Origin of the sequence: Variovorax sp. EL159 (assembly GCF_900100965.1) — a bacterium.
GTDB lineage: Bacteria > Pseudomonadota > Gammaproteobacteria > Burkholderiales > Burkholderiaceae_C > Variovorax.
Genome location: NZ_FMUJ01000003.1, coordinates 654,013 through 667,663, shown reverse-complemented (window position 1 = coordinate 667,663; position 13,651 = coordinate 654,013). Strand labels below are relative to the sequence as shown.

The window sequence follows — 13,651 nt, the reverse complement described above, 5'->3', positions numbered from 1 at the left end:
GGGCTAGGAGGTGGTCTTCAGCGCCATGGCGGTGGAAGCGTGCAGTGTCTTCAGCCCGGCTTTCTTTGCGCCGGGTCGTAGAAGAACTGTTCTTCGGCGATGCGCTCGCCTTCCCAGCGCTGCCACGCGATCTCTTCCATGCGCATCGTGCCGCCATTCTTGAAGATGAACTCGAAGACCCAGTGGATCGCCACGTGGTCGCCGTTCACCAGCACCGGCCGCACGCAGGTGCTGGTGACCGATTCGGTGCGCGCGAGCACGGCGGTTTCCTGTGCCACCAGCGTGCTGCGGCCGCGCCGCGGTTCGGCCTGGTTCTCGCGCATGGTGGCGTCTTCGGTGTAGTAGTCCTCGATGGCCTGGGCATGCGCGCCGCCTTCGACGGCGGCGATGAAGGATTCGAGTCGTGCGGCAGTGGGCATCTCAGGACTTTACTTTGACTTCCACGCGGCGGGCTTCGGAAGGTGGCCCGTCGGCCTGCGATTGTTCGGGCTTGGCAAGCTCGATCTTGTCTTCGGGCGCGCCGGCCGCCTTGAGCGCCTCGCTCACGGCCATCGCGCGCTGCTTGGCAAGCTCGGCGTTTTTCGCCGGGTCGCCGCTGGCGTCGTGGTAGCCGCTCACGAGCACGGTGCTGCCGCTCTGCACCGCCTTGATGACGTCGGCCAATGCTTCCTTGGCATTGGGCGCGACCTCGGCGCTGGCGGTGGCGAAGTAGAACTTGACGACGCCGTTCTCGACCTTCACCGCGGCGGCCTCGGTGGCCGTCACGGCGGCCGAGGCGATGGCCGCGCCCGGTGTGGCCGGTGCCATGGCGGCGGGTGCGGTCGCGGCCGGCGGCGTTTCCACCTTGGCAGGTACGGCCGCTGCCGCATCGCCGGCGTGGAATTTCACGACCAGCGGCACGATCAGCAGCGCCACGATGTTGATGATCTTGATCAGCGGGTTCACGGCCGGGCCGGCGGTGTCCTTGTAGGGGTCGCCCACGGTGTCGCCGGTGACGGCTGCCTTGTGCGCCTCGGAGCCCTTGCCGCCGTGGTGGCCGTCTTCGATGTACTTCTTGGCGTTGTCCCAGGCGCCGCCGCCCGTGCACATCGAGATGGCGACGAAGAGACCCGTGACGATGGTGCCCATCAGCAGGCCGCCCAGCGCCTTGGGCCCGAGCAGCAGGCCGACCAGAATCGGCACCACCACCGGCAGCAGCGAGGGGATCATCATTTCCTTGATGGCCGCGCCGGTCAGCATGCCCACGGCCTTGCCGTACTCGGGCTTGCCGGTGCCTTCCATGATGCCGGGGATGTCGCGGAACTGGCGGCGCACTTCTTCCACCACCGCGCCGGCCGCACGGCCCACGGCTTCCATGGCCATGGCGCCGAACAGGTAGGGGATCAGCCCGCCGATGAAGAGGCCGACGATCACCATCGGGTCGCTCAGGTTGAAGCTGATGTTCAGACCGAAGCTCTCCAGCTTGTGGGTGTAGTCGGCGAACAGCACCAGCGAGGCCAGGCCGGCCGAGCCGATCGCGTAGCCTTTGGTCACGGCCTTGGTCGTGTTGCCGACCGCGTCGAGCGGGTCGGTCACGGCGCGCACGCTGTCGGGCAGCTCGCTCATTTCGGCGATGCCGCCGGCGTTGTCGGTGATGGGGCCGTAGGCGTCGAGCGCGACCACGATGCCGGCCATGCTCAGCATCGACGTGGCGGCCACCGCAATGCCGAAGAGGCCTGCGAGCGAGTACGAAGCCAGGATCGCGATGCACACGAAGATCACCGGCCAGGCCGTCGAACGCATCGACACGCCCAGGCCCGCGATGATGTTGGTCCCGTGGCCGGTGGTCGAGGCCTGTGCGATGTGCTGCACGGGCTTGTACTGCGTGCCGGTGTAGTACTCGGTGATCCACACCAGCGCGGCCGTCAGTGCGAGGCCCACGAAGCAGGCGCCGAACAGCTTCAGCTGGCTGCCGCTCGCGGCGATCGCGTTGTCGGGAATGATCCAGCTCGTGACGAACCAGAACGCGATCAGCGACAGGATGCCCGCCACCGCCAGGCCCTTGTAAAGCGCCGGCATCACGTTGACCATGCCCGGCGAGGCCTTCACGAAGAAGCAGCCGATGATCGACGCGATGATCGACACGCCACCCAGTGCCAGCGGATACAGCACCGCGTTGCCCGGTGCCGTGGTGACCATCAGCGCGCCCAGCACCATGGTGGCGATCAGCGTCACGGCGTAGGTCTCGAACAGGTCGGCCGCCATGCCGGCGCAGTCGCCGACGTTGTCGCCCACGTTGTCGGCGATCACGGCCGGGTTGCGCGGATCGTCTTCCGGAATGCCGGCCTCGACCTTGCCCACCAGGTCGGCGCCGACGTCGGCGCCCTTGGTGAAGATGCCGCCGCCCAGCCGCGCGAAGATCGAGATCAGCGAGGAGCCGAAGGCAAAGCCGATCAGCGGATTCAGCAGGCCCGAGAGGCTCTGGCCTGCAACCGGCGTGCCGCTCGACAGGAACCAGTAGAAGGCAGAAACGCCCAGCAGGCCCAGGCCCACCACCAGCATGCCGGTGATGGCGCCGCCGCGGAACGCCACGTCAAGTGCCGGGCCGATGCCGTGCGTGGCCGCCTGCGCGGTGCGCACATTGGCGCGCACCGACACGTTCATGCCGATAAAGCCGCAGGCGCCCGACAGCACGGCGCCGACCACGAAGCCCACGGCCGTGGTCAGGTCCAGGAACAGGCCGATGAGGATGGCGAGGATGATGCCGACCACCGCGATGGTGGTGTACTGCTTTGCGAGGTAGGCCGAGGCGCCGGCCTGGATGGCCGCGGCGATTTCCTGCATTCGTGCGTTGCCCGGGTCCTTGGCCAGAATCCAACTTCGGGCCCAGAAACCGTAGCCCACGGCCACGAGGCCGCAGACGACTGCCAGTATCAGGGGAGTGTTGCCGATCATGCTTTGCTTCTCCATTCGTTCGTTGTGACTTGTGGAGACGGACAGCAGGGGCCCTGCGCACAACGCGTACGGGACCTGATTTCCGCCGCGTTGCTTCCTCGAAGCTCACTGCACCGAAGGTGCGGAGCCGATTGGCCAACGGTGGCAATTTACAGGCAAAAACAGATGCGTGTGCGACCGCGCCGTGACACGGAAAGTAAACTCCGGGTTTGTCCCCATCCCTCTCATACTTTTCAACTACTCGAAAAACGTCATGTCCTTCGACAAAGTTTCCCCCGGCAAGAACGTTCCCGACGCCTTCAATGTGGTCATCGAAATCCCGATGAACGCCGACCCGATCAAGTACGAGGTCGACAAGGAATCGGGCGCGATCTTCGTCGACCGCTTCATGACGACGGCCATGTACTACCCGGCCAATTACGGCTACGTGCCGCAGACGCTGTCGGGCGACGGCGACCCGGTCGACGTGCTGGTGATCGCGCCGTACCCGCTGCTGCCCGGCGTGGTGGTGCCTTGCCGCCCGCTCGGCATCCTGATGATGGAAGACGAAGCCGGCGTCGACGGCAAGGTGCTGGCCGTGCCTACCGACAAGGTGCTGCCGATCTACAGCCACTGGAAGTCGGTCGACGACGTGAACCCGATGCGCCTGAAGGCCATCAGCCACTTCTTCGAGCACTACAAGGACCTGGAAGCCGGCAAGTGGGTCAAGGTGCTGGGCTGGGAAGGCATCGACGCCGCCAAGAAGGAAGTGCTGGACGGCATCGCCGCTTACAAGAAGTAGGAGCAAGCCAGCGTCTTCGTGATTCGTGAAACACCGCGGAGCCGGCCTTGCCGGGCTGCGGGTGCTGCTCCCGATCGAGGGAGTTGACGCGACACGAAGTGCGTGAAGCCTGGGGCGAACCTAAGCCTTGAACGGGCTGCGTTCGCCCAGGTGGTCCATGTAGTTTTCGATGCCCGCGCCCTCGCGTTCGAGAAAGCGCTCCACGGCATCGGAGAACGCCGGGTGTGCCAGCCAATGCGCGCTGGTCGTCTTCACCGGCATCAACGCCCGCGCCATCTTGTGCTCGCCCTGGGCACCGCCCTCGAAGCGCTTCGCGCCATGCGCGATGCACCACGCCAGCGGCTGGTAGTAGCAAGCCTCGAAGTGCAGGCAATCGACCCGTTCCAGCGCCCCCCAGTAACGACCGTAGGCAACCAGCGCCTTGCCCTCTTGCGTCGAGAGGGCGATCAGGCTGGAGGCCATGGGCTTGCCGTTGCGCTCGGCGATGAACAGGAGCCAGGCCTCGGGCATCGTGTCGGCCATGCGCTGGAAGAAGTCGCGGGTGAGGTAGGGCGGGTTGCCGTGCTCGCGGTAGGTGCGCTCATAGCAGCGGTAGAAGAAATCCCAGTCGGTCGCGGAAATATCGGCGCCGCGTGACCAGCGAAAGCTCACGCCAGCGTCGGCCACCTTGCGGCGCTCCTGGCGGATCTTCTTGCGCTTGTCGTGGGAGAGGCTTGCGAGGAAGGTGTCGAAGTCCGGGTAGGTCGCTTCGCCTTCAGCGGGCTGCAGTGGCCCATCGCCGCAGGGCTTCGGGGCCGCATTCGTCCAGTGGAACTGAACCGTGTTGCGCAGCATCAGCCCGGCCTCGGTGCAGGCGGCGATGTCCGCGTCGGCGCCGAACAGCAGGTGCAGCGACGACAGTTCTTCCTGCTTGCACAGGGCGACCAGCGCCTGCACCAGCAGCGTGCGGCTTTCGGCGTTGCGCGCCAGCAGCCGCGTGCCCGGCACCGGCGTGAAAGGCACCGCAACCACGGCCTTGGGGTAGTAGGCCAGGCCGTGCTGCTCGTAGGCATTGGCCCAGGCCCAGTCGAAGACGTACTCGCCGTACGAATGGTCCTTGATGTAGAACGGGCAGGCGGCCTCCAGCCGCTTGCCGCGCCACAGCGTCACGAACTGCGGCATCCATCCGCTGGCGGGCGAGGCGCTGCCGCTTTCATGCAGCGCCGACAGGTATTCGTGGCGCATGAAGGGCGAGGGCTCGGCCTCGGTGGCCAGCAGCGCGTTCCAGGCTTGCGGGCTCACGTCCGACGGTGACGCCAGAACCCGAATGACATAATCGTTCAAGCCTTTTTCTTCCTTCTGTATGACGCTCAAGCTCGCCATCGCGCAACTCAATTTTGTGGTGGGCGACCTCGTCGGCAACGCAAAAAAGATCGTCGATGCCGCACGCCACGCCTATGCGGAAGGCGCGCGCCTGCTGCTGACGCCCGAACTCTCGATTGCCGGCTATGCGGCGGAAGACCTGTTCCTCCGTCCCGCCTTCACCGAAGCCTGTGATGATGCCGTGAAAGGCATTGCCGCTGCGCTGGCCGACCTCAAAGACATGGTCGTGGTGGTGGGGCATCCGACTGGTGGCAGCCTGCGCAGCCGCTCGGTGGCAGTGCAGATGCGCCACAACGCGGCCAGCGTCATCAAGGAAGGCCGCATCCTCGAGACCTACGCCAAGCGCGAGCTGCCGAACTACCAGGTGTTCGACGAGCGCCGCTATTTCACGCCGGGGCAGGGCACTTGCGTGTTCGAGGCGGGCGGTGTCTCGGTCGGCCTGCTGATCTGCGAGGACGCCTGGTTCGACCAGCCGGCCGAACTGGCGCGCGAGTCCGGCGCCGAGGTGCTGGCGGTGATCAATGCCTCGCCCTACCACGTGGGCAAGGAGGGCGAGCGCGTGGCGCGCATGGCTGACCGGGCGCGCGCCGTGGGCCTGCCGCTGGTCTACGCGCATCTGGTCGGCGGGCAGGACGAAGTGGTGTTCGACGGCGCCTCCTTCGCATTGCAGGCCGATGGCGAGGTCGCCATGCAGGCCGAGAGCTTTCGCGAGCAGGTGCCGTTGGTGCAGCTGGAACGGGGCCCGAGAGGCGGCGTCGGCTTCATGGCCCAGCCCGGTGCCATCGCGCCCCCGCGCGAGGCCGAGGCGCAGCTCTGGGACGCGTTGGTGCTCGGCGTGCGCGACTACATCGGCAAGAACGGTTTTCCGGGCGCCATCCTGGGGCTCTCGGGCGGCATCGACTCCGCATTGGTGCTTGCCATCGCCGTCGATGCACTGGGCAAGGACAAGGTGCGTGCAGTGATGATGCCTTCGCCTTACACCGCCGACATCAGCTGGATCGACGCGCGCGACATGGCCGGCCGGCTGGGCGTGCGCTACGACGAAATCTCGATCAGGCACACCTTCGAATCTTTCAAGGGCGCGCTGGCCGACGAGTTCAAGGGCCGGCCCGAAGACACGGCCGAAGAGAACATCCAGGCCCGCATCCGCGGCACGCTGCTGATGGGGCTGTCGAACAAGTTCGGATCGATCGTGCTGACCACCGGCAACAAGAGCGAGATGGCCACCGGCTACTGCACGCTCTACGGAGACATGGCTGGCGGCTTCGCGGTCATCAAGGACCTGCTCAAGACCACCGTGTTCGCCCTGGCGCGCTGGCGCAATGCCCACGACCCCTATGGCACCGGCGCCGAGCCGATTCCCGAGCGCATCATCACCCGCCCGCCGAGCGCGGAGCTGCGGCCCGACCAGACCGACCAGGACAGCCTGCCGCCCTACGACATCCTCGACGGCATCCTGGCACGCTACATGCAGGACGACGAGGGCATCGACGAGATCATTGCCGCGGGCTACGACCGCGCGGTGGTCGAACGGGTTGCGCGGCTCATCAGGATCAACGAATACAAGCGGCGCCAGGCGCCCGTAGGCATCCGGGTCACCCATCGAAGCTTCGGCAAGGATTGGCGTTACCCTATCACCAGCAAATTCAACGAAACCGCCGGAGCACAAAACCCATGAAGCAGATCACCGCCATCGTCAAACCCTTCAAGCTCGAGGACGTGCGCGAGGCCTTGGCCGAAGTGGGCGTTACCGGCCTGACCGTGACCGAAGTCAAGGGCTTCGGCCGCCAGAAGGGCCACACCGAGCTTTACCGCGGCGCCGAGTACGTGGTCGACTTCCTGCCCAAGATGAAGGTCGAAGTGGTCGTCAACGAGGCCGATGTGGAGCGCTGCATCGAAGCCATCGTCAATTCCGCGCGCACCGGGAAGATCGGCGACGGGAAGATTTTTGTCACCGCCGTGGAGCGCATCGTGCGCATCCGCACTGGCGAAGAGAACGAAAACGCAGTCTGACAAGGCGCAAAAAAGCCCCTTGCGGGGCTTTGTCGTCGAAGGCGGGCGTCAGAGGTTTTCGGACAGCCTGTCTTCACGCGGATGGAGCGGCACTTCGGCGCGCAGTGCCGACAGCAATTCGGTTGCGTCGGTACCGGTGCGGATCAGCTCCATCTGCCATTCCCCCATGAAGCCCTCGCGCACGCTGTGCGCCAGGAAGCCCAGCAACCCGTCGTAGTAGCCCGCGGTGTTGAGGATGCCGGTCGGCTTGTCGTGATAGCCGAGCTGGCGCCAGGTCCAGATCTCGAACAGCTCTTCGAAGGTGCCAATGCCGCCCGGCAGCGCCACGAAGGCATCGGCGCGCTCGCCCATCATGGCCTTGCGCTCGTGCATGGTGTCGACCACATGCAGTTCGTCGCACAGCGGATTGGCCAGTTCCTTGTCGACCAGTGCCTTGGGAATGATGCCGACCACGCGGCCGCCGGCCTGGCGGGTGGCCTCGGCCACCGTGCCCATCAGGCCGGTGCGGCCGCCGCCGTAGACCAGTTGGCCGCGATGCTGGCCGATCCACTGGCCGACCGCTTGTGCGGCCTGGGAAAACTCGGGGCGCTCGCCGGGGCGCGAGCCGCAATAGACACAGATCGAAAATTCAGGATTCATCCCGCCATCATGCCGTAGCCGGCGGGCTGTCTCATGACACGAAGCGTTGCCAGAGCGCTGCCGCCCAGATGCCACCGCACAGCGTCAGCGAGAGCAGCACGGCGGCGCTGCCCATGTCCTTGGCACGCTTGGAAAGGTCGTGCCATTCAGGGCCGATACGGTCGATGGCGGCTTCCACGGCAGTGTTGAGCAGCTCGACGATCATCACCAGGATGGCACTGCCCGCGAGCAGCGCCACCTCGACCCAGCTGCGCCCGAGCCAGAAAGAGGCCGGGATCATCACGATCGACAGGACGGCCTCCTGGCGGAAGGCGGGTTCGCTCCAGCCGGCACGCAGGCCGTGCAGCGAGATCAGTGTGGCGTGCCAGACGCGCTCGAAGCCCTTGCGGGCCTTCTGCGGGTTGACGGCGGGATCGGGAAGATTGGGCAAGGCACTCATCGGCGGCTCATCGGTTGGGAGGTGATGAGCCGCGTACCGGCCCAGGCGTCGTGCCAGAACTGGCGATCGGGGTGAAAACGGGCGAGCAGGGCCCAGATGGCGACCCAGCCAAAGACGAGGAGCGTTGTTTCGCCGCCCGACAGCTTGAAAGGCGCAATGGCGGCCAGCGGCGGCAGGAACCAGACCCAGCTCAGCAGGTAGCGCGCCAATGCGCGGCGCTGGCTGACGGGATGGCACTGAGCATCGACGATGCGGATGTTCCAGGTTTTCATGGCGAGCGTCTGGCCCTTGGCCCAGAACCAGACGAAGTACACGCCGAACACCACGAACAGGAAGGCCTGGAAGAGGTGTCGGCGCGAGTCCATCGCGTCGCGCATCTGGCCCAGCGTGCTGAACAGCCAGCCTGAAACGAAGACCACGGCGAAGAGCAGCATGCCTTCGTAGAGCCAGCAGGCCATGCGGCGCCACAGGCTGGGCACGATCGAAGCTGAGGCGCTGCTTGAAACAGGAGCAGGCGAGCCGGGCTGATTGGACCCCGAAGCCTCGGGCGTGCTGGAAACCATCGAAGCCTTCGGTCAGGGAGCGGAGGAAGGCGGCTCGGTCGCCGAGGACGGCGGCGGTACCTGGGCTTCGGCCGGGACCGGAGGCGACGTGATGCTGGCGGGGGCGGGCGGTGCTGCCGGCACGACGGCGACGGCTGGGGTGGTCGCCGGAACCCGTTCAGCTGGTGTCGCCACCATCATCGTTGCCGGGGCTGAAGCCGGGGCAGGCGGGGGCGTCAGCAGGATTCGGGGCGTGTGCTGTCCACCGGGCGCGATGGCCGGCACGGGCACGAGCTTCTGGGCGGAAACCGGGCGCACCGGAATGGCCGCGCCGCGTGGCTTGACCGGTGCGCGCTCAGCGAGCTTGCGCTTTTCTTCTTCGCTCAGGGCCTGGTATTGCTCCCACTTCGCCTTGCGCTCATCGGCCGGGATGCGCTTGACCTCGGCGAAATTCAGCCGGGCCTGGGTGCGCTGCTGGTTGCTGAGCGCGGCCCATTCGATCATGCGGCTGTGCAGCGTGACCTGGTCGTCGGCCGACATGTTCGCGAAATTGCGCGACAGGGCCAGCCATTTGCGTTTCTGGCCGGCGTTCAGCGCGTTCCAGTGAGGAGCCAACGGCTTGAGGGCCATTTGCTGCCCTGCGGTGAGTTCGCTCCAGAGCGGCTTGGTCGGCGAAACCGCCTTGGGGCTGGTGGCAGCCGCGGAAGAGGCGGCCGCCGCCGGGCTGCCCGCTGCCTTGATTGCCGCCTCGGGGCGGGTCTGGGCGCTGGCGAGCGTCAGGCTGAAGGCCGCGGCTGCAAGCGCACCCGCCCAAACGACTGCGCCCGCCGGGAGCGGGCGCAACGGGCGGGGCTTGTTCGCGCTGGGGGGAGAGCGGCGTCGCATTCGGTCGGTGAAAGTTCAGTCGGAGGCGCTGTCGGCCTTCAGAAATTGGGCAAAACCGGGGTCGGTATAGGCGGCAGGCGGCAGATCGCCCGTCAGGAGCGCGGAATCCACTTCGGCCAGTTCGCTGGCTCGGTCGTCGTCCTGCATCACGCTGATGGTGACGAGCCCGGCGACGAGCGCAATCAAGGGCACCACCGAACCAATACGGGTCCACCAACTGCCACCCAGCGTGGCCGTATGGCCCGACCGAACCACGACGGGCGCCGTTCGCAACTGCGGCGGCAGCTTGCGTGCGGCCACGGCTTGCGCACGGGCGACTCGCAGGCGCTCGCCGATGTCGTGCGACAGCTCGCGGTTGCCGCTCGACAGGCGTGCAGCCAGACGCTGGCCGAACTGGTCCTCGGCGGCGGATGAAGAAGTTGGAACCTTAGTGTTCATAGCGATATTCCCTTGGCCTTGAGCGCCTTGCTCAGAGCGTGAACGGCTCGCGAGCAATGGGTTTTGACGCTGCCTTCGGAGCAGCCCATCGCGGCGGCCGTCTCGGCGACGTCCATTTCCTCCCAGTAACGCATCAGGAAAGCCTCGCGTTGACGGCCCGGCAGCGCCGCGATTTGTTCCTCGATCTCGTGGAAGACCTGGGCGCGGCGGGTCGTGTCTTCGGCGCTCTCCGTCTCCCTAGAGTCGGCGGGCGAGACGAAGTTCTCGAGCAGATCGAAATCGCCGTCGTCGTCGATCGAGTCGAAATCGCTGAGGTTCGAGAACAGGGCGCGGCGGGTTTTCTGGCGGCGGAACCAGTCGAGCGTGCAGTTCGACAGGATGCGCTGGAACAGCATCGGCAGCTCGTTCGCCGGCTTGTCGCCGTAGTGCTGCGCCAGCTTCATCATGCTGTCCTGCACGATGTCGAGCGCCGCTTCTTCATCCCGCACGTGATAGACCGAGCGCTTGAAAGCGCGCCGTTCGACGCTTTTCAGGAAGTCGGAGAGTTCTTGTTCAGTGGCCAAGCGAGAAGGGGCGCAGGGCGCGCCGCGTGGGGAGGAGGTGTCTAGCGATCGCGTATGTTTACCGCCGGGGATTATGCCTTTGTGTCTTTACACGACAGCTGAAGCGAATCTGAACGCCCGGAAATGTCATAATCCGCCCTGCAAGTCAAAAGGCAAACGGGTCAAGGTCCGGCGGAACATCAGTCCGCTCATGGCTATGGCCTCAAGTCCTGGCGCGACCTCACAAGGGTTGGCAAGGGGCACCCAAGGTATTTCGTTCCCGAAATAGACAAAGGTTGATCATGGAAATCTCGAAAGCGGAAATCATCTCCGCAGCCGCCGCGTCTTCCGGCGCCGGCAATGCCACGCAAGAACTCATGGGCGCTGAAGTGCTGGTCAAGGCACTGCAGGCCGAAGGCGTTCAGTACGTCTGGGGCTACCCCGGCGGCGCGGTCCTCTACATCTACGACGCGTTCTACAAGCAGGACACCATCCAGCACGTGCTGGTGCGCCACGAGCAGGCCGCTGTCCACGCAGCCGACGGCTATGCGCGCGCTACCGGCGAAGTCGGCGTGGCGCTGGTCACCTCGGGCCCTGGCCTGACCAACGCGGTCACCGGTATCGCCACGGCGTACATGGATTCGATCCCGATGGTGATCATCTCGGGCCAGGTGCCGACGGCAGCCATCGGCCTCGATGCTTTCCAAGAATGCGACACGGTCGGTATCACCCGCCCCATCGTCAAGCACAACTTCCTCGTCAAGGATCCGAAGGATCTGGCCATGACGATGAAGAAGGCCTTCCACATCGCACGCAGCGGCCGCCCCGGCCCCGTGGTGGTGGATGTGCCCAAGGACGTTTCCTTCAAGAAGACGCCTTACGCCGGCTATCCCGACAAGGTCGAGATGCGCTCGTACAACCCCGTGCGCAAGGGCCATGGCGGCCAGATCCGCAAGGCGCTGCAACTGCTGCTGGCGGCCAAGCGTCCGTACATCTACACCGGCGGCGGCGTGCTGCTGGGCAATGCCTGCAACGAACTGCGCACGCTGGTCGACATGCTCGGCTACCCGGTCACCAACACGCTGATGGGCCTGGGTGCCTATCCGGCGAGCGACCGCAAGTTCCTCGGCATGCTGGGCATGCACGGCACCATCGAAGCCAACAACGCGATGCAGAACTGCGACGTGCTGCTGGCGGTGGGTGCGCGCTTCGACGACCGCGTGATCGGCAACCCCAAGCACTTTGCGCAGAACGAACGCAAGATCATCCACGTCGATATCGATCCGTCGAGCATTTCCAAGCGCGTGAAGGTCGACATCCCGATCGTCGGCGACGTGAAGGACGTGCTCACCGAACTGATCTCGATGATCCGCGAGAGCACGACCAAGCCTGACGCCGGCGCACTGGCCGACTGGTGGAAGACCATCGAGGCCTGGCGCTCGCGCGATTGCCTCAAGTACGACCGCGACAACAAGGACGTCATCAAGCCGCAGTACGTGGTCGAGACCCTCTGGAACATGACCAAAGACGCTGACGCGTACATCACGTCGGACGTCGGCCAGCACCAGATGTGGGCCGCCCAGTACTACCGCTTCGACGAGCCGCGCCGCTGGATCAACTCGGGCGGCCTGGGCACCATGGGCGTGGGCATTCCCTACGCCATGGGCATCAAGCTCGCCAAGCCCGAGTCGGAAGTGTTCACCATCACCGGCGAAGGCTCGGTGCAGATGTGCATCCAGGAACTCTCTACCTGCCTGCAATACAACACGCCGATCAAGATCTGCTCGCTGAACAACCGCTACCTGGGCATGGTGCGCCAGTGGCAGGAGATCGAATACTCCGGCCGCTACAGCCACAGCTACATGGATGCACTGCCCAACTTCGTGAAGCTTGCCGAGGCCTACGGCCACGTCGGCATGCTGATCGAGCGTCCACAAGACGTGGAGCCGGCGCTGCGCGAAGCACGCAAGCTCAAGGACCGCACGGTGTTCATGGACTTCCGTACCGACCCCACCGAGAACGTGTTCCCGATGGTGAAGGCCGGCATGGGCATCACCGAGATGCTCCTGGGTTCCGAGGATCTCTGATCCCGGTTCCCCGTTCGTTCGCTAGTTCTCGTTCAACCCTTACTGACGAATCTATTGCCCGCCAAGCCCGCGCATTACCGTGCGCGGGGGAGGGCGGCGAAAGCGAAAGCTTCCGCGCAGGCGAAATGAGGAGTCACGCAAACATGAAACACATCATTGCAGTGCTGCTGGAAAACGAGCCGGGTGCTCTTTCCCGCGTGGTGGGCCTTTTCTCGGCCCGTGGCTACAACATCGAATCGCTGACCGTCGCGCCGACCGAGGACTCGAGCCTCTCGCGCATGACGATCGTCACCACCGGTTCGGACGACGTGATCGAGCAGATCACCAAGCACCTGAACCGCCTGATCGAAGTCGTGAAGGTCGTCGACCTGACCGAAGGCGCCTACACCGAGCGCGAGCTCATGATGGTGAAGGTGCGCGCGGTCGGCAAGGAGCGCGAAGAAATGATGCGCATGGCCGAGATCTTCCGAGGCCGCATCATCGACGTGACCGACAAGAGCTACACCATCGAACTCACCGGCGACCACGGCAAGAACGACGCTTTTCTTGAAGCGATCGACCGTAGCGCTATCCTCGAGACTGTCCGCACCGGTGCCAGCGGCATCGGGCGCGGCGAGCGCATCCTGCGCGTGTAGGGGGTGAAGATCCCCTCAGTTCCATCGTTTATCAACACGACATGAGGAGAAGGTGATGCAAGATTTGCTGGGTTTCGACAAGATGGTGACCCCCATCGTCATCCGGGTACTGTATTTCCTGGGGTTGTTGGCGGTATTGATTACCGGGGTCGGCACGCTTTTCAGCGGCGGCCTCAGGGGCATTGTTGCCGGCCTCGCCATTCTGGTTATCGGCGCGATCATGGTTCGCGTCTACAGCGAATTGCTGATCCTGCTGTTCCGCATTCACGACAACCTCGTGTCCATCAATCAGCAAATGAAGGACCGGAATTCTTCCGGCCAACTGTGAGTGAACGCACCCCCGTGGAGGGGGTG

Annotated in this window: 15 protein-coding genes; 6 read left to right on the top strand and 9 right to left on the bottom strand. The window is 65.1% G+C overall.

The window, feature by feature from the left end; translation table 11 throughout:
• Window positions 1–50: 50 nt before the first annotated feature.
• Complete coding sequence (locus BLQ28_RS15190; RefSeq protein ID WP_093240730.1) at window positions 51–419, bottom strand: nuclear transport factor 2 family protein; 369 nt, start codon at window positions 417–419, stop codon at window positions 51–53.
• Between the two features lies 1 nt (window position 420).
• Window positions 421–2,934: a sodium-translocating pyrophosphatase gene (locus tag BLQ28_RS15185; protein WP_093241710.1), complete on the bottom strand. Its 2,514-nt coding sequence runs from the start codon at window positions 2,932–2,934 to the stop codon at window positions 421–423.
• A gap of 253 nt (window positions 2,935–3,187) precedes the next feature.
• Here BLQ28_RS15185 and ppa point away from each other — a divergent pair, with 253 nt between their 5' ends.
• Window positions 3,188–3,715, top strand: a complete 528-nt coding sequence (ppa, locus tag BLQ28_RS15180; RefSeq protein ID WP_007834256.1) for an inorganic diphosphatase — start codon at window positions 3,188–3,190, stop codon at window positions 3,713–3,715.
• A 120-nt stretch (window positions 3,716–3,835) separates the two neighbouring features.
• Here the strand turns inward: ppa and BLQ28_RS15175 are convergent, their stop codons facing one another.
• On the bottom strand, window positions 3,836–5,038 hold the full coding sequence (locus tag BLQ28_RS15175; protein WP_093240727.1) for a GNAT family N-acetyltransferase: 1,203 nt from the start codon (window positions 5,036–5,038) through the stop codon (window positions 3,836–3,838).
• Between the two features lie 19 nt (window positions 5,039–5,057).
• On the opposite strand from BLQ28_RS15175, the gene BLQ28_RS15170 reads away from it, so the two are divergent.
• Window positions 5,058–6,755, top strand: a complete 1,698-nt coding sequence (locus BLQ28_RS15170) for an NAD+ synthase (RefSeq protein WP_093240724.1) — start codon at window positions 5,058–5,060, stop codon at window positions 6,753–6,755.
• On the top strand, window positions 6,752–7,090 hold the full coding sequence (locus BLQ28_RS15165; RefSeq protein WP_019652991.1) for a P-II family nitrogen regulator: 339 nt from the start codon (window positions 6,752–6,754) through the stop codon (window positions 7,088–7,090). Before BLQ28_RS15170 ends, BLQ28_RS15165 begins: the two co-directional genes overlap by 4 nt.
• 48 nt (window positions 7,091–7,138) lie before the next feature.
• On the opposite strand, the gene BLQ28_RS15160 is transcribed toward BLQ28_RS15165, so the two are convergent.
• Genes BLQ28_RS15160 through BLQ28_RS15135 form a run of 6 tightly spaced genes read right to left on the bottom strand, consistent with a single transcriptional unit; the run spans window position 7,139 to window position 10,596 of the window.
• Window positions 7,139–7,729 carry an LOG family protein gene (locus BLQ28_RS15160; protein ID WP_093240721.1) on the bottom strand — a complete coding sequence of 197 codons (591 nt, stop codon included), beginning with the start codon at window positions 7,727–7,729 and terminating at the stop codon, window positions 7,139–7,141.
• 31 nt (window positions 7,730–7,760) lie between these two features.
• Window positions 7,761–8,168 (bottom strand): diacylglycerol kinase, encoded by a 408-nt coding sequence (locus BLQ28_RS15155; protein WP_093240718.1) that lies wholly within the window; start codon window positions 8,166–8,168, stop codon window positions 7,761–7,763.
• A complete protein-coding gene (locus tag BLQ28_RS15150; RefSeq protein WP_093240716.1) occupies window positions 8,165–8,731 on the bottom strand; it encodes an RDD family protein in 567 nt (188 codons plus the stop codon). Before BLQ28_RS15150 ends, BLQ28_RS15155 begins: the two co-directional genes overlap by 4 nt.
• Before the next feature lie 12 nt (window positions 8,732–8,743).
• Window positions 8,744–9,553 (bottom strand): DUF3106 domain-containing protein, encoded by an 810-nt coding sequence (locus tag BLQ28_RS15145; protein ID WP_256327302.1) that lies wholly within the window; start codon window positions 9,551–9,553, stop codon window positions 8,744–8,746.
• Between the two features lie 57 nt (window positions 9,554–9,610).
• The gene (locus BLQ28_RS15140; protein WP_093240711.1) at window positions 9,611–10,033 is read right to left on the bottom strand and encodes a DUF3619 family protein; all 423 of its coding nucleotides are present in this window, start codon (window positions 10,031–10,033) and stop codon (window positions 9,611–9,613) included.
• Window positions 10,030–10,596, bottom strand: coding sequence for an RNA polymerase sigma factor (locus tag BLQ28_RS15135; RefSeq protein ID WP_093240708.1), 567 nt, complete (start codon window positions 10,594–10,596; stop codon window positions 10,030–10,032). Before BLQ28_RS15135 ends, BLQ28_RS15140 begins: the two co-directional genes overlap by 4 nt.
• 281 nt (window positions 10,597–10,877) lie before the next feature.
• Here BLQ28_RS15135 and BLQ28_RS15130 point away from each other — a divergent pair, with 281 nt between their 5' ends.
• The 3 genes from BLQ28_RS15130 (at window position 10,878) to BLQ28_RS15120 (ending at window position 13,625) form a co-directional block, all read left to right on the top strand.
• A complete protein-coding gene (locus tag BLQ28_RS15130) occupies window positions 10,878–12,662 on the top strand; it encodes an acetolactate synthase 3 catalytic subunit (protein ID WP_093240705.1) in 1,785 nt (594 codons plus the stop codon).
• A 143-nt stretch (window positions 12,663–12,805) separates the two neighbouring features.
• The gene (gene ilvN / locus BLQ28_RS15125) at window positions 12,806–13,297 is read left to right on the top strand and encodes an acetolactate synthase small subunit (RefSeq protein ID WP_093240703.1); all 492 of its coding nucleotides are present in this window, start codon (window positions 12,806–12,808) and stop codon (window positions 13,295–13,297) included.
• Window positions 13,298–13,352: 55 nt separating this feature from the next.
• Window positions 13,353–13,625 carry a DUF4282 domain-containing protein gene (locus BLQ28_RS15120; RefSeq protein WP_093240699.1) on the top strand — a complete coding sequence of 91 codons (273 nt, stop codon included), beginning with the start codon at window positions 13,353–13,355 and terminating at the stop codon, window positions 13,623–13,625.
• Window positions 13,626–13,651: the final 26 nt, after the last annotated feature.

Bases quoted from the DNA above. Each gene is read 5' to 3' on its own strand.
- BLQ28_RS15130 (WP_093240705.1), top strand. From the start codon at position 10,878: ATGGAAATCTCGAAAGCGGAAATCATCTCCGCAGCCGCCGCGTCTTCC.
- BLQ28_RS15165 (WP_019652991.1), top strand. From the start codon at position 6,752: ATGAAGCAGATCACCGCCATCGTCAAACCCTTCAAGCTCGAGGACGTG.
- BLQ28_RS15155 (WP_093240718.1), bottom strand. From the start codon at position 8,168: ATGAGTGCCTTGCCCAATCTTCCCGATCCCGCCGTCAACCCGCAGAAG.
- ppa (WP_007834256.1), top strand. From the start codon at position 3,188: ATGTCCTTCGACAAAGTTTCCCCCGGCAAGAACGTTCCCGACGCCTTC.
- BLQ28_RS15190 (WP_093240730.1), bottom strand. From the start codon at position 419: ATGCCCACTGCCGCACGACTCGAATCCTTCATCGCCGCCGTCGAAGGC.
- BLQ28_RS15120 (WP_093240699.1), top strand. From the start codon at position 13,353: ATGCAAGATTTGCTGGGTTTCGACAAGATGGTGACCCCCATCGTCATC.
- BLQ28_RS15160 (WP_093240721.1), bottom strand. From the start codon at position 7,729: ATGAATCCTGAATTTTCGATCTGTGTCTATTGCGGCTCGCGCCCCGGC.
- BLQ28_RS15140 (WP_093240711.1), bottom strand. From the start codon at position 10,033: ATGAACACTAAGGTTCCAACTTCTTCATCCGCCGCCGAGGACCAGTTC.
- ilvN (WP_093240703.1), top strand. From the start codon at position 12,806: ATGAAACACATCATTGCAGTGCTGCTGGAAAACGAGCCGGGTGCTCTT.
- BLQ28_RS15185 (WP_093241710.1), bottom strand. From the start codon at position 2,934: ATGATCGGCAACACTCCCCTGATACTGGCAGTCGTCTGCGGCCTCGTG.
- BLQ28_RS15150 (WP_093240716.1), bottom strand. From the start codon at position 8,731: ATGGTTTCCAGCACGCCCGAGGCTTCGGGGTCCAATCAGCCCGGCTCG.
- BLQ28_RS15170 (WP_093240724.1), top strand. From the start codon at position 5,058: ATGACGCTCAAGCTCGCCATCGCGCAACTCAATTTTGTGGTGGGCGAC.